The 13,089-nt window shown below is 71.6% G+C and carries 15 protein-coding genes; 8 read left to right on the top strand and 7 right to left on the bottom strand.

Annotated features, from left to right (window positions below; genetic code table 11):
- Positions 1-164: 164 nt before the first annotated feature.
- The 4 genes from ACWGKU_RS04365 to ACWGKU_RS04380 all read right to left on the bottom strand — a co-directional run bounded on the left by ACWGKU_RS04365 (position 165) and on the right by ACWGKU_RS04380 (position 1,784).
- Positions 165-377: a DUF397 domain-containing protein gene (locus ACWGKU_RS04365; protein WP_452178889.1), complete on the bottom strand. Its 213-nt coding sequence runs from the start codon at positions 375-377 to the stop codon at positions 165-167.
- Between the two features lie 10 nt (positions 378-387).
- Positions 388-594: a DUF397 domain-containing protein gene (locus ACWGKU_RS04370; protein WP_452178890.1), complete on the bottom strand. Its 207-nt coding sequence runs from the start codon at positions 592-594 to the stop codon at positions 388-390.
- A 150-nt stretch (positions 595-744) separates the two neighbouring features.
- A complete protein-coding gene (locus ACWGKU_RS04375) occupies positions 745-960 on the bottom strand; it encodes a DUF397 domain-containing protein (protein WP_452178891.1) in 216 nt (71 codons plus the stop codon).
- On the bottom strand, positions 957-1,784 hold the full coding sequence (locus tag ACWGKU_RS04380; RefSeq protein WP_452178892.1) for a helix-turn-helix domain-containing protein: 828 nt from the start codon (positions 1,782-1,784) through the stop codon (positions 957-959). The genes ACWGKU_RS04375 and ACWGKU_RS04380 overlap by 4 nt, the downstream gene beginning before the upstream one ends.
- A gap of 332 nt (positions 1,785-2,116) precedes the next feature.
- Here ACWGKU_RS04380 and ACWGKU_RS04385 point away from each other — a divergent pair, with 332 nt between their 5' ends.
- From ACWGKU_RS04385 to ACWGKU_RS04395, 3 genes are all read left to right on the top strand, one after another.
- Positions 2,117-2,605: an NUDIX domain-containing protein gene (locus tag ACWGKU_RS04385; protein WP_452178893.1), complete on the top strand. Its 489-nt coding sequence runs from the start codon at positions 2,117-2,119 to the stop codon at positions 2,603-2,605.
- A gap of 164 nt (positions 2,606-2,769) precedes the next feature.
- Positions 2,770-3,180, top strand: coding sequence for an ATP-binding protein (locus ACWGKU_RS04390; RefSeq protein ID WP_452178894.1), 411 nt, complete (start codon positions 2,770-2,772; stop codon positions 3,178-3,180).
- 14 nt (positions 3,181-3,194) lie between these two features.
- The gene (locus ACWGKU_RS04395; protein ID WP_452191338.1) at positions 3,195-3,746 is read left to right on the top strand and encodes a hypothetical protein; all 552 of its coding nucleotides are present in this window, start codon (positions 3,195-3,197) and stop codon (positions 3,744-3,746) included.
- 657 nt (positions 3,747-4,403) lie between these two features.
- Here ACWGKU_RS04395 and ACWGKU_RS04400 read toward each other — a convergent pair.
- A complete protein-coding gene (locus ACWGKU_RS04400; protein ID WP_452178539.1) occupies positions 4,404-5,153 on the bottom strand; it encodes an SDR family NAD(P)-dependent oxidoreductase in 750 nt (249 codons plus the stop codon).
- 93 nt (positions 5,154-5,246) lie between these two features.
- Here ACWGKU_RS04400 and ACWGKU_RS04405 point away from each other — a divergent pair, with 93 nt between their 5' ends.
- From ACWGKU_RS04405 to ACWGKU_RS04420, 4 genes are all read left to right on the top strand, one after another.
- Complete coding sequence (locus ACWGKU_RS04405; protein ID WP_452178540.1) at positions 5,247-5,657, top strand: winged helix-turn-helix transcriptional regulator; 411 nt, start codon at positions 5,247-5,249, stop codon at positions 5,655-5,657.
- 75 nt (positions 5,658-5,732) lie between these two features.
- Positions 5,733-6,398 (top strand): SMI1/KNR4 family protein, encoded by a 666-nt coding sequence (locus ACWGKU_RS04410; RefSeq protein WP_401054526.1) that lies wholly within the window; start codon positions 5,733-5,735, stop codon positions 6,396-6,398.
- Positions 6,383-6,892 carry a PH domain-containing protein gene (locus tag ACWGKU_RS04415; protein ID WP_401054528.1) on the top strand — a complete coding sequence of 170 codons (510 nt, stop codon included), beginning with the start codon at positions 6,383-6,385 and terminating at the stop codon, positions 6,890-6,892. The genes ACWGKU_RS04410 and ACWGKU_RS04415 overlap by 16 nt, the downstream gene beginning before the upstream one ends.
- Before the next feature lie 150 nt (positions 6,893-7,042).
- The gene (locus tag ACWGKU_RS04420) at positions 7,043-8,722 is read left to right on the top strand and encodes an eCIS core domain-containing protein (RefSeq protein ID WP_452178541.1); all 1,680 of its coding nucleotides are present in this window, start codon (positions 7,043-7,045) and stop codon (positions 8,720-8,722) included.
- 86 nt (positions 8,723-8,808) lie between these two features.
- Here the strand turns inward: ACWGKU_RS04420 and ACWGKU_RS04425 are convergent, their stop codons facing one another.
- The gene (locus ACWGKU_RS04425; protein ID WP_401050661.1) at positions 8,809-9,114 is read right to left on the bottom strand and encodes a hypothetical protein; all 306 of its coding nucleotides are present in this window, start codon (positions 9,112-9,114) and stop codon (positions 8,809-8,811) included.
- 204 nt (positions 9,115-9,318) lie between these two features.
- Positions 9,319-9,816: an aegerolysin family protein gene (locus ACWGKU_RS04430; protein ID WP_401050659.1), complete on the bottom strand. Its 498-nt coding sequence runs from the start codon at positions 9,814-9,816 to the stop codon at positions 9,319-9,321.
- Between the two features lie 215 nt (positions 9,817-10,031).
- On the opposite strand from ACWGKU_RS04430, the gene ACWGKU_RS04435 reads away from it, so the two are divergent.
- Positions 10,032-13,061 carry an AfsR/SARP family transcriptional regulator gene (locus ACWGKU_RS04435; protein ID WP_452178542.1) on the top strand — a complete coding sequence of 1,010 codons (3,030 nt, stop codon included), beginning with the start codon at positions 10,032-10,034 and terminating at the stop codon, positions 13,059-13,061.
- Positions 13,062-13,089 lie beyond the last annotated feature (28 nt).

Consider the following 13,089-nt stretch of genomic DNA (forward strand, 5'->3'; position numbering starts at 1 on the left):
GTTTGGTGGTCGGGTGCTTCTTTTTTTTATATGACCATGTTTCCTGTGCGCCCGCGGGGCGGGGGCAACCCCCCCCCCCGCGCCCGACTGCCTCTTCACAGCCTTGACTCGGACGGCGACCAACCCCGCACCCCGGGCAGGGGGCTCCTCTCCCGGGCTCAGGCTCAGATGTCGCCGAACTCGCCGCTGCGGACAGCGGCAACGAACGACACCCAGGCCTCGGCGGGGAAGACGAGAGCCGGCCCCTGAGGATCCTTGGAGTCACGGACAGGAGCCAGGCCGGGAAAGTCAGGAGCCACCTCGACGCAAGACCCGCCATTGTTGCTGTAGGAAGACTTGAACCACCGAGCCCCGAACAGATCTACGCCGTCGACCATGACGCCCCTCTCAGGCTTCGCCGAACTCGCCACTGCGGACAGCGGCAACGAACGACACCCACTCTTCGAGCGGGAAGACGAGCACAGGCCCCTTCGGGTCCTTGGAGTCTCGGACCGGCATGACACCTGGGCAGCCGTCTGCAACGTCAATGCAGCCTCCCTGCCCGTTGCTGTACGTACTCTTCCGCCACCTGGCGTCGACGAGGTCGAGCTCCATAGCGCTCACAGCCCTTCCGTGCCCTCCCCCGCCCACGCAAAAACGCCTGGCTGGGGGAAACCCCCAGCCAGGCGTCCGACTACCTCTTCACAACTTCGACTCGGACGGCAACCAACCGTGCACCCCAAGCAGGAGACACCTCTCCCGGGCTCAGACGTCGCCGAACTCGCCGCTGCGGACAGCGGCAACGAACGACTTCCACGCCTCGGCCGGGAAGACCAGAGCCGGGCCCTGAGGGTCCTTGGAGTCACGGACAGGCATCACGCCTGGAAAACCGGGTGCTACCTCGACGCAGTTACCCCCGTTGTTGCTGAAACCGGACTTTTGCCACCTGGCGTAGGTCAGGTCGAGAGTGGGGCTGATCATTCGAGGTCCTTCCGAGCAGCGCGAATCACGTCGAGCGAAGCCACTTTGGACAGCGACTCCACCTGGAGTTGATCGTAGTCACTGTCCCAGGCTTCGACCGCCTTGTGTCCTCGCTCCACGATGCCACGGGCCTGAGACTCGGCATAGCCGACAATCGAGCGATCTCGCAAGGTCAGCAGGACGATAGGCATCGTGAACGGGACGTGTTCCCCGAGAGTAAACGGAGCCACTTGCAGCGTAAGGGTCGGAAGCTCGGCCAGGCTCTCAAGGTGTTGAAGCTGGCGAAGCATGACGTCACGTCCCCCCACTGGACGAAGCAGGCAGCTTTCATCCATGACGGCGTGCACCGTCGGCGGCGGAACACGATGGAGCACCTGCTGGCGGCCCATCAGGAAGTCGACTCGCTCTTTGGCTTGGGACTTGGTGATGCTGCCGCGAAGCACTGCCGCGCTCGCCAAGGCCGCCGCGTACGCCTCGGTCTGGAACAGGCCTGGCATTACGTTTAATTCAAAGGTTCGGATCTTCCGGCACCGCGCCTCAGCCTCGACGTACTCCTCGAATCCTTCCAGCAGGCTGGCGTTTGAGATCCGGCGCCACAGCTCGATGAACAGCTCGCCCGTATCGAACACCCGGTCGGCCGCAACCGCGAATTTACGGGTTACAGGCTTCTTAGCCCCTTCGAGGTAAGAGATCAAGCCGTGGCTGTAGCCCATGCGCTTGCCAAGGGCGGTCTGAGACCAGCCCCTTGCACGTCGCTGCCTGCGGAGTTCATTCCCGAAGCGCACAGCAGGAGACAGTGACTGATCGCCTTCATCGAGCTCCATGACTCTCCTCGCCTTGTCACTCGGCAGAACCGTGAAGGTTGAAGCCTGGTGATCGTAGCCGGCAAGGCGCCAGTATGGCTACACCCGGTGATTCATCGGGAGCACAGAGCAATCATCAGAGACCCCATGCCTTCCGCGCGGAATCCAGACACTCCCCTTCAACTCCACGAATTCTTAACGGACTTCACCAGCCCGGAGGGCGGCAACCCGCGCGGGAGCATCTTCGTGGAGGTCGCGCCCGGGAAGGCCTACCGCCCGCCCATCGACGGGTGGCCACTGCCACCCTCCATCAATTCCTCTTACCTGGAGCAGAGTTGAGCAGGACCCGCATCATGAGCAAGCCCCCGGCCCGCCGGTCGGGGCAGCAGATCTTCGCCCTGCGCGAGGACCCCGGCGGATCGGGCGAACTGTCCGCCCTCCTCGTCGATCCCGTCTACATGGACGGGCTGATCCTCCCCGGCGGCAGCGCCGAGCAGGACGAACTCCCCCACCTCGCGGCCCGCCGGCACCTCGAAACCGAGACCGGCCTCGTCCTGCCCCTGCGCACCGTCCTCACCATCGACTACATGCCGGCCGCCGAGTTCCCCGAGGGCCTCAACCTCGTCTACGCGGGCGGGAAGCTCACCCCCCAGCAGGCCAACACCGCCACCCACCACCAGCCCCCGGACGAACTCCGCGCCCTCCACTGGGTCCCCCGTCACCGGCTCCGCGACCTCATGGCCGACGACCAGTGCCGCCGTGTCGAGGACGCCTGGGACGCCTGGGAGCACGGCGACGGCCTCCCCCTCCTTGTCCGGGGCGTCCCGGTCCCGGTCGGCTGATCACACCGACACCCCAGAGGCCGGACCGCCATCGCTGCGGTCCGGACCCTCACTTCAGCAGAACCCCTGAGTCGGCGTCGTAGCGCACCGCACGGCGCACTCCATTCGCACACACCCCTCCCTTGAGGCACTCCCCCATGCTCAAAACCCACCGCCGTCCCCGCATGTTCGTCGCGCGTCTCGACTCCCGTACCGAGTCCACGCCCCTGGCGCGCTACCTGCTCCGCGCGTACCTCTCCGGCCTCCCCGCCGGCGAGCGCTACGCCGACACCGCCGAGTTGCTCCTCGGCGAGTTGTTCGCCAACGCCGTCCAGCACTCCGACGCCCCCGACGACCAGCACATCGAGGTCCGCTTCACCGTCACCGGCTCCCGTCTCCGGCTCGAAGTCCACGACGCCGACACCACCCACCCCTCCCTCCGCCTCCCCGCTCCCGACGACGAGCACGGCCGAGGCCTGCTCCTCGTCGACCAGCTCGCCGAACGCTGGGGCAGCGCCAACCGCCCCGGCGGCACCGGCAAGTACGTCTGGGCGCTCGTCGCCCCCGCCCCCAGCCCCTCCCTCGTCACCGCCTGAAAGCCCGAACCCCCATGCACCTCACCACGCTCGCTGGCCACGCCCTCTCCCGCGGCCGCACCCCCGCCGACACCTACGCCCTCCTCGCCCGCCGCACCCACAAGCCCGTCCCCTCCGCCCGGGCCGTCTGCCTCGCCCTCACCATCCCCCTCGCCGAGACCGTCCGCCGCCTGGCCGACTGCCACGACGCCCTGCTCACGGACCCCCGCCCGGGCTCCGAGACCGACACCGGCGAACTCCTCGAAGCCCTCGGCGTCTTCGACGTCCCCGCCTCCCTCACCGACACCGAACTCGCCGTCGTCGAGCTCTTCCTCGTCGCCATCGACGCCATGGGGGGCATCCGACCCGGCCACCACCACGGACTCACCCGCTGGTTCACCACCGGCAACCTCACCGCGGCCTACCTCTCCCTCGCCGCCGCCCGACCCCTCCCCCGCACCGGCAACCCCACCCGCTACTGGACCACCCTCGTCACCGCCGGCGAACTCCTCACCACCACCCCCAACCCCGACACCCGCCTCAAATACGCCCTCACCCACTGCCGCACCCAAGCCACCCGCACCTGACCAACACCCCTTGCTGCGCAGGAAGTCGGCCCCACCGACTTCCTGCGCAGCAGCACACGCCGATCGCCCCGCCCAAAAACCCAGCCGCCCCATGCACGAGAAGTCGACCCCGCCGACTTCCTGTACGCCATCCCAGAGGGCGTTCTGTGAGGGCATGAGAGAGGTCCATCCATTGCGCCGAAGGCCGGTGCCGATCAACGCGGTTGACGTTCGGCAAGGACGCGTTCCGACGGAGACAGGAACGAGCGCAGCCCGCCCAGGCGACCTCTCGGCCACCAGGGCGCGTTTCGAAAGTGCTGGTCACCGCCATTCGTTGACGGCTTCGACCAGCACCGTCGCTTCGTGGCGCACAGCGGGTTCGTCGTGTCCCGTGGCTGCCGCGGCGGTGGTGCTTGAAGCGGTGGATCACCATCACGGTGCCGCCGAGGCCGACGCGGCCCCCCGGCACTCGCCCTTCGAGAACGGATCCGTCACGACGGGCGACACGTCACGCCCGTCCTGGACCGGGTACCGCGAGGGCGACAGGCCCACCCGTCAGTTGCGCGAGTCACGCCGAGTTGGCCGCACGCACCTCCTGCGGACGTTCACCGATCAGGCCGCGGGACTCGCCGGCTGCGGGCATGCGACGGAGCCCCCCGCAGCCGAACGGACGGGGCGTCAGCGCATGCCACCGGAAGCGAGGATGACATCCCCGGTGATCCAGCGCGCGTCGTCGGAAGCCAGGAAGGCCACCAGCGGGCCGTAGTCGTCCGGGGTGCCCGTACGGCCCAGCGGGGTACCGGCGATCGCCTGTGCCTCCTGGGCCGAGCCGGGGAATCCTATGGCCCTGGTGCCCTCGGTGTCCGACGGTCCGGGCATGATCGCGTTGACCCGGATGCCGCGCGGGCCCAGCTCCTTGGCCGCCACGATGGTGAACGCGTTGACGGCGCTCTTGGACGCGACATAGAGCGAGGCGTACGGCGGGTGGGTGAGCGTGCCGGCCGTCGAGACGTTGATGATGGACGCGGCGCCGATGTCGTCCTGCGCGGCCAGGGCCTGCGTCGTGAGGATCGTACCGAGCAGGTTCGTGGTCATCTCGCGCTGGAACTCCTCCTCGGTGATGCCCGACAGCGGCGCGAAGGCGGCGACGGCCGCGTTGTTCACGAGCACGTCGACCGGTCCGTACTCCTCGCGCGCGCGATCGAACAGATGGCGCACGTCATCGCCGCGGGCCACGTCCGCCCGGACCGCGATCGCCCGGCCGCCCCCGGCGGTGATGCCCGCGACGACCCGTCCGGCACCCTCCGCGTCCTCCCGGTAGTTCACCACGACGGCCGCGCCGGTCCCGGCCAGCGCCTTGGCGATCCCCGCACCGAGGCCCTTCGACGCGCCCGTGACGATCGCCGTACGTGCGTTGCTGCTGATCACAGTGACTCCTCGAACGTTGGTGCCTGCGGAAGTCACCGTAGGAAAGCTGGTTACTGCGAGGAAGTACGTACTTTTTTGTCACCTCATGACGTGATGGAAACTCAGCACGTCGCGACGGCCGCCCGGCTCCTGGCCCACGACACCTTCGACAACAGGTGCGTGCTCAGGCCGATCATGGATCAGACGACAAGCCGCTGGGCGACACTGATCGTCTCGGCCCTCGTCGCCGGCCCGCACCGCTTCGCGCAGCTGCACCAACGAGTCGGTGGCATCAGCCAGAAGATGCTGTCGCAGAACCTCAAGGCACTGGCCCGGGCCGGGCTCGTCGACCGCCATGTCGCGCCCACCACCCCGCCCCAGGTCACCTACGACCTGACGGAACTCGGTGTCGGCCTGGCCGGACCGCTGACCGAACTCATCCAGTGGTTCGGCCGACACGGGGACGAGCTCCTCGCCGCCCAGGAGCGCTACGACCGCCGGCAGGAGCCACCGCACGCGTCCTGAGTGGGACGGCCGCCTGTCGGAGCCGTCGCCTAGAGTGCGGCATCGGATACGACGACGGCCGACAAGGGATGGGCGATGACCGAGGCGTGGGACCGACTGCGGGCGGTCATGGGAGAGCCGGTGTACACCCCGGCGCGGGTTCCGTGGGAGCTGGCGCCCGCCGAACTCGGGGTCCAGCTGCCCTCGGACTACCGCGCGTTCATCGACCTGTACGGCGGGGTGAGTCTGAACGGCGAGTGGGGCGTGTACACGCCGAGCGAGAAGCCGTCCTTCTACAAGGCGCCGGGCGGCCTGGCGGACTGGCGTATCACGAACGACGTCGATCTCCGCGACCAGATCGAGGGCGAGGAGCAGTGGTGGGACCAGCCGGGCCCCACCCCGGTGTTCCCGGATCCGGGCGGCCTGCTGTCCTGGGGCTGGAACAGCAACCACAACCAGTGCTGCTGGCTGACGACCGGTCCGGACCCCGAGCAGTGGCCGGTGACGGTGTTCTACGAGGACCGGCTCGACCACTTCGACGGCGGTTTCGCGGAGTTCGTGGCAACTGTGCTGACCGGCGGCTACGCGGCGGAGGACGAGCTGCTGGTGCGCGCGGACCCCGAGGTGTGGGGGCCTCAGCCGGCCCGACCCCTCTGGTCTCCCAAGAGCGACTGGGCGGGCAGGAACTGGGGCGCCGAGTGGGGTATCGAGGGATTCCTCGACGCGCCCGGGTCGACGGAGATGCCGTGGGTCAGGACGTGATGGGCGATCGGCGCGACGGGCAGCTCCGCTTCAAGGCGCCGATCCGGTACCGGCGGACGGGCCGGAGGACCTTGGTCCTCTTCCCGACCGCTCTGGCCTGCGCCCTTGCCTTCGTCCTCGCCGCGGGGGCCAAGGGCCGGGATCCCGCGATGATCGCGGCCTTCACGGTCTGCCTGATCGTCGCCTATGTCATCGCCGCCTCCTTCGTGGGCCCGTTCTGCGGCAGTACCACGGTGGATTCCGCGGGCCTGACCACGCGGACCCTGCTGAGGACACGTGTGGTCACCTGGCCGCAGGTGCGGTCGTTCGGGTTCTCGCCGGAGGTCAACCGCGGCATCGAGCACTGTCTCCTGGAGGTGCGCCTGCACCAGGGGCGGGCGGTCGTCCTGCCGGGCCTGGTCGCGTCGAGCGCGGACGACCCCGAGCTCCGGTCGCGCCTGTCCCAGCTGCGGGCCGCGTGGACCGCGGCCCGATCCGCTGCCGCGGCCGGGTGATGCGGCTCGACGGGCGTGCTGCCCCGGCTGGCCGGCCCGGCCGGGTCTGCCCCGCGGGGGCAGCGACTCTGCCCCCGTGTACCTGGCCGGGGGCCGACCGTGGCACGTATACAGGAGGCTGAGCCGTCCTCCGCCCCGAAAGGGTCCCTCATGCACGCACGGGAAGCCGCCAGAACGCCGGACGGCGCCCGCTCCGGCCGCCGGGGCGCCGACTCCGCGCGGACGGCCCGCACCGCGGCCGTGCCGGTGCGGCCGGGGGCGGGCCTTCCGTCCCCGCAGGAGGTGGCCGCCCTTCAGCGCACCGTCGGCAACGCCGCCGTGGCCCGGATGTTCGAGGAGGCCCGCCACCGGCACGGCCCGGGCTGCGGCCACCAGGAGCCGGACGGCGGCGGGGCGCCCGTGCAGCGCTCCGCCGTGCACCGGGTCCTCGGGTCGCCGGGCCGGCCGCTCGACGCCGGGCTGCGGGAGGAGATGGAGCAGCGGCTGCAGGCGGACTTCTCCGACGTGCGGGTGCACACCGGCACGGCCGCGCAGCGTTCGGCGCAGGAGGTGGGTGCCCGCGCCTACACCTCGGGCAGCCATGTCGTCCTCGGTGCCGCAGGGGCGGACAAGCACACCCTGGCCCATGAGTTGACCCATGTGATCCAGCAGCGCAACGGCCCGGTGGCCGGGACGGACCACGGGAACGGCCTGCGCGTCAGCGACCCGTCCGACCGCTTCGAGCGCGAGGCGGAGGCGACCGCGCGCCGGGTGATGGCGGCGCCGGTGCAGCGGGCCGTCGCCGTCCCGGACGCGCCCGGCCGCGTGGACCGTGCCCCGGGCGGGGCGGCCCCGGCGGTGCAGCGGGTCGTCACCGTCGCCAGGGGAACGATCGGCAGTTCGGGGGAGACCGACAAGGTCCAGTGGAATGCCGGGCGTCACAAGAACCTGCCGGAGGCGGACAGGAAGGCCATCCTGGCCGAGATCGGGAGGATGGCCGACGCGGAGGAATCCGAACACTTCACCTCGTACGAGAAGCTCATCGACGCGGCCCACGCCCGGGTGCGGGCGGCGAGCGGGCAGAACCTGGCGCCCGTGACGCCCGTCGCCGTCGCCACCGGGGCGCTCCAGCACACCTTGACGATCTCCGACGAGGAGCAGATGAAGCGCCACAAGGAAGTGCGCCGGCGGCTGTCCCTGCGCGGGGTCAGCCTCGACCTGGAGGCGTTCCGCAACCGGCAGGCGATGGTGAACCCGTTCACGTACAGCGACGTGGAGGACGGCGCCTCCTACACCATCGGCGCCGGCGGGAACTTCGTTCTCGGCAGCGTGCAGGAGGGCGACTACTCCCAGCTGTTCGACCTGGCCAGGAGCAAGTCGGGCCTCACGGAGCAGCAGTTGGCGAACCGGTTCATCAAGGCGCTGTCGGAGAGCGGCAGCAGGCCGTTCGACGATCTGCCCAAGGACGCGCAGAAGTACTGCGCCAAGATCGTGGCCATCATCCAGGGCGCCGAGTTCCGCCGGGCCGCCGCCAACCCGACCGCGGCCGTCGCGGCGTTCAACAAGGTGGTCACCGGTGAGACGGCCACGCTCCACGAAGCGATGAACACGTTCACCCTGTTCGCCAAGGCCGGCGGCGGATCGGCGGACTCGCAGTACCACCGCGCCGGCAAGGAGCCCGACGCGGAGCTCAACGCCCGCATCCTCCAGGAGTTCAGGTCACTGGCCCAGCTCGTGTCCGCGAACGGCTTCGACCCCAACGACGAGAAGCAGTTCTACACGGCCTGCGAGACCATCGCGGTCGGCTCCATGAACTCCTTCAAGTCGAACTTCAGCTACACGATGACGTGAGCGGACCGGCCCCCGGGACCGCGCAGGCGCCGAGGTGTCGGCCGTCGCCGCCGAGGCGACGACGGCCGACGCCCTTGTGCGGTGGGTCAGTTGTCGTTGTTGACCTTGGTGTAGGCCGCGCTGTAGCCGGTCGGACAGTAGAGGGTGTCGCTCCCGTTGCCCATGTGCCAGGAGCCGAGGACCGTCGTCTGGTTGCCCTTGACGTTGTCGTTGTTGCAGACCAGCACCAGCTGCCAGTGGTTCTTGGTGGCGGTGGTCTGGCAGCTCACCGATCCCCAGTTCGTGCCCTGGGTGGTGCTGCAGTACGAGGTCGCCGACGCCCCCGGCGCCGCCATCACACCGGCGGCCACCAGCAGCGCCGCACCGGTTCCCAGAGCCGCAATTCGACGCATGACCTTCTCCTTCGTCGCATCTCGAACAAGCTGTGCGGTCAGCATGCCGAGGATGCGATCAGTTGTATCCACCGTCGGCGCGACTGGCCGAAACCGGCCGTTCCGCTCTCCCGGGCGGCACCTGCCGGGACCGCCGTGCGCCCGGGGCGCCCGGCCGAGGGGGGAAGGTCCCGGCCGGGCGCCCGACGGTCAACCGGCTACCGCTCAGGGGCCCGTGATCGTCCAGTACACGGCGGCGTTGTTGCCACTGCCCCCGCTCTGCGCGAACCGGAACATCGGGTCGGAGCCGGCGGAGTCGTAGCCGTTGCTGCCGGCGTACGGGTTGTTCCAGTGGAGCTGCACGCGCTTGCCGTTGAGCCCGGGGTTCCCGCAGTTCTCCGCGTCGTAGATGACGTGGCCCTCGGTCCCGGTGAGGAAGCCGTCGCTCTCGGACTGCCAGCGCCCGGTGTTCCCGTCGCGCACGATGGCGTCCGGGGCCAGGCCGCTCGACCAGATGCCGTGGTCCAGCCAGGCGTTCTGCAGGCGCAGTTCGCAGCCCGTCCAGTTGACGACCGCGACCTGCGTGCTGCGCGCCGCGCTCAGCGCCTGCGCCGGCTGCTGGTCCGCGGTGGCCGCGCCGGCCGGGGCGGCCGTCGCGAACAGCGCGGCGGCGACGCCCGCCGCGGCCAGCGCCGTACGGACCAGGGACTTCCGCTGTGCCATGGGGTACTCCTCTCGTTCTCGGACCGCGTCGGTGCGGTCCTGCTGCTCGAAGCCTCGGCCGGGCCCGTCAACAGGCGGTCGACAATGTGTTGACAGGTGATGGACAAGCAGCGCGTCGTCGACCGCCCGGACCGGGCACGGCGCCTCTGACCAGGGGTGATGCGGTCGGTATCATGCGCCGGGGGGATCGTTGTTCGGGCGGAGGGGGACGGCTGGTGGGTGGTTTGCGGTTCGCGGTGCTGGGGCCGCTGCGGGGGTGGCGGGACGGCGGCGAGCTCGCGCTCGGGTCGCCGCAGCAGCGCAGCCTGCTGCTCGCGCTGCTGCTGCGGGCCGGCCGCCCGGTGTCGACCGGTCAGCTCGTCGACGACCTGTGGGGCGAGGAGCCGCCCGCCAAGCCCTCCGCCGTGATCCGCACCTACGTCCACCGCCTGCGCCGCGTCCTGGGGCCCGACGCGCCGACCACGCTCAGCGGGGGCTACCTGCTCGCCCTGGACCCGGGCGCACTGGACACCCACCGCGTCGAGGAGCTCCTCGACGAGGCGAAGGAGCTGCGCGCCGACGGCGAGCACGCCCACGCCGCCGGCGTGCTCCGCTCGGCGCTGGCCCTGTGGCAGGGCGAGCCGATGACCGCGCTCCCCGGCCCCTACGCCGAACGCCAGCGCGGCGAGTGGGCCGAACGCCGGGTGACCGTCCTGGAGTCGTGCCTGGAGGCCGAGGTCGAGGCCGGACCGTCCGGCGAGATCGTCGCCGAACTGAGCGCCGTCGTGGCCGAACACCCGCTCAGGGAAAGGTTCTCCGAGCTGCTGATGCTCGTCCTCTACGGAACCGGCCGGCAGGCCGAGGCCCTGGGCGTGTACCGCGCGGCGGACCGGCGGCTGCGCGAGCAGCTCGGCGTCAGCGCCGGGCCCGGACTGCGCGAGCTGCAGCGCCGGATCCTGGTGGCCGACGCCGGCCTCGTGACGCCCGCGCGGCCCCGGCCCGCCGCCGCGACCCGCCCGGCCCACCAGGAACGCCCGCCGTACCGGGCCGCGGTCCGGCCGACCCAGGTCCCGGCCGACCTCGCCGACTTCACCGGCCGCGAGGCGCAGACCGAGGCCCTGCGGGCCGTCCTGCTCGCCCCCGGCACCGTGCCCGTGGCCACCGTCTCCGGCCTGGGCGGCGTGGGCAAGACGGCGCTGGCCGTCCACGTCGCGCACGAGCTGGCCGCCGACTTCCCCGACGGCCAGCTCTACCTCGACCTGCACGGCGCCGACGGCCGCCCGACCCGCCCCGAGGAGGCCGTGGGCACGTTCCTGCGCTCCCTCGGCGTACCGGCGGACGCACTGGCCCCCGGGCTCGCCGAGCGCTCCGCCCAGTTCCGCTCGCTGCTCTCCGGCCGGCGCGTGCTGGTGGTCCTCGACAACGCCCGGGACGCCGAACAGATCAGGCCGCTGCTGCCCGGCCGACCCGGCTGCGCCGTGCTCGTCACCAGCCGGGCCAGGCTCGGTTCGCTGCCCAACGCGCACGTCGTCGAACTGTCCGCCTTCGCCCGGCAGGAGGCCCTCGGCCTGCTCGGCCGGGTGATCGGCGGGCAGCGGCTGCGGGCCGAGGAGCCGACGGCCGCGGAACTCGTCCGGCTCTGCGGGCACCTCCCGCTGGCCGTGCGCATCCTCGCCGCCCGCCTCGCCTGCCGGCCGGACTGGACCATGGCCCGGCTGCTCGACAAGCTGTCCGGCGACGGGCGCCGGCTGGACGTGCTGCGCGCCGGAGACCTCGCCGTCGAACCGGCGTTCCGCTTCGGCTACGACCAGCTGACGCCCGAACAGGCCCGGGCCTTCCGGCTGTTGGCGGTGCCGGAGGTGCCGGACCTGTCGCCGGGCGCGGTCGCGGCGGTGCTCGGCCTGCCCGAGGAGGAGGCCGAGGAACTGGCCGAGTCGCTGGTCGACTGCTCGATGCTGGAGACCGCGCCCCCGGACCGCTACCGGTACCACGACCTGCTGCGCGCCTTCGCCCAGCAGCTCGCCCCGGCCCCGCAGGCCGACCCGCAGGCGGGGGCCGGCTCGCAGGCGGAGGCGGCGGAGGACTTCCCGGCCGCCGTGCTCACCCGGCTGGCGGCCCACCACCACGCCGAGACCGTCGCGGCCCTCGGCCCGTCCGCCGCCCGCGCCGCCCTGCCCGGTGCCGGAGCCGACGGCGGTGCCGGAGCCGACGGCGGTGCCGGTGGCGGTGCCGCCTTGCGTGCGGCGGCACCGCCCCACGGCCGCGTCGACTACCACGGCATCGGCGCACTCGTCGGCCAGTACGCCGGGCTCCCCGAGTCGCCCCGGCTCGACCTGGTCGCCGAACTGCTGCTCGGCTGCAGCCTGTTGTGCGACACCGGCCAGGCCACCCGGCCGCTCGGACACGCGGCCAAGGTCCTGCTCCGGGCCGCCCTCCGGCAGGGCGACCGCACGGCCGAGGTCAGGGCCCGGCTGGTGCTCGGACGACTGCTCACCGAAGTCGGCTCCGAACCCGCGGCCCTCGCCGAACTGCTCAGGGCCCGCGACCTGTGCACCGCCCACGACCTGCCGGGGCCGCTCCTCGCCCTGGCCCACGCCTCACTGGCCGCCCTGTTCGTCCAGGTCGGCCGGCCGGGCGACGCGGTCGCCGGCTTCACGGCGGCGGTCTCGGCCTGGGAGAAGCTCGGCGACCGGCGCTCGGTGGCGGCCGAACTGCTCAACCTGGCCCGCGCGTTCACCGAACTCGGCCGGTTCGACGCGGCCGTCCGCGTCGTCGACCAGTCCCTGCTGATCTGCCACCGGCTCGCCGACCACGACCTCCAGGCGCTCGCCCTCGACTCGATGGGGACGATCGCCCACGACCGCGGCGAGTTCGAACAGGCCCTGCACCACCACCGCAACGCCCTGTCCCTGCTGCGGCCGGACGACCGGCGCCGCACGGGCCGTACGCTGCTGCGGCTCACCGAGTCGCTGCGCGCCGTCGGCCGCGGCGAGGAAGCCGTGGCGGCGGCCGACCGGGCGGTCGAGGTGCTGACGCTCGACGGCGACCGCCGGGGACGGGGGCTGGCCCTGGCGGCGCTCGGCGACGTACTCGCCGAGCGCGGCGGGGACGGCGACGGCGACGCGGCCCGGGCCCACCGGTCGGAGGCCTACGACATCCTGGCCTCCCTCGGCTCCCCCGAGGCCAACCGGCTGCGCGCCCTGATCGGCCCGGGCGGGCCCGCCGTGCGGCCCCGCCGGCAGTGGCCGTCCTGGCTGCCGGAGTGACCCTCCCAAGGCCCGGCCGGCGGCCGGC

This window comes from Kitasatospora sp. NPDC054768 (genome assembly GCF_053612025.1).

Excerpts from the sequence above, each read along its gene's own strand:
- ACWGKU_RS04365 (WP_452178889.1), bottom strand. The coding sequence starts at position 377 with ATGGTCGACGGCGTAGATCTGTTCGGGGCTCGGTGGTTCAAGTCTTCC.
- ACWGKU_RS04370 (WP_452178890.1), bottom strand. The coding sequence starts at position 594 with ATGGAGCTCGACCTCGTCGACGCCAGGTGGCGGAAGAGTACGTACAGC.
- ACWGKU_RS04375 (WP_452178891.1), bottom strand. The coding sequence starts at position 960 with ATGATCAGCCCCACTCTCGACCTGACCTACGCCAGGTGGCAAAAGTCC.
- ACWGKU_RS04380 (WP_452178892.1), bottom strand. The coding sequence starts at position 1,784 with ATGGAGCTCGATGAAGGCGATCAGTCACTGTCTCCTGCTGTGCGCTTC.
- ACWGKU_RS04385 (WP_452178893.1), top strand. The coding sequence starts at position 2,117 with ATGAGCAAGCCCCCGGCCCGCCGGTCGGGGCAGCAGATCTTCGCCCTG.
- ACWGKU_RS04390 (WP_452178894.1), top strand. The coding sequence starts at position 2,770 with ATGTTCGTCGCGCGTCTCGACTCCCGTACCGAGTCCACGCCCCTGGCG.
- ACWGKU_RS04395 (WP_452191338.1), top strand. The coding sequence starts at position 3,195 with ATGCACCTCACCACGCTCGCTGGCCACGCCCTCTCCCGCGGCCGCACC.
- ACWGKU_RS04405 (WP_452178540.1), top strand. The coding sequence starts at position 5,247 with ATGGAAACTCAGCACGTCGCGACGGCCGCCCGGCTCCTGGCCCACGAC.
- ACWGKU_RS04410 (WP_401054526.1), top strand. The coding sequence starts at position 5,733 with ATGACCGAGGCGTGGGACCGACTGCGGGCGGTCATGGGAGAGCCGGTG.
- ACWGKU_RS04420 (WP_452178541.1), top strand. The coding sequence starts at position 7,043 with ATGCACGCACGGGAAGCCGCCAGAACGCCGGACGGCGCCCGCTCCGGC.
- ACWGKU_RS04425 (WP_401050661.1), bottom strand. The coding sequence starts at position 9,114 with ATGCGTCGAATTGCGGCTCTGGGAACCGGTGCGGCGCTGCTGGTGGCC.
- ACWGKU_RS04430 (WP_401050659.1), bottom strand. The coding sequence starts at position 9,816 with ATGGCACAGCGGAAGTCCCTGGTCCGTACGGCGCTGGCCGCGGCGGGC.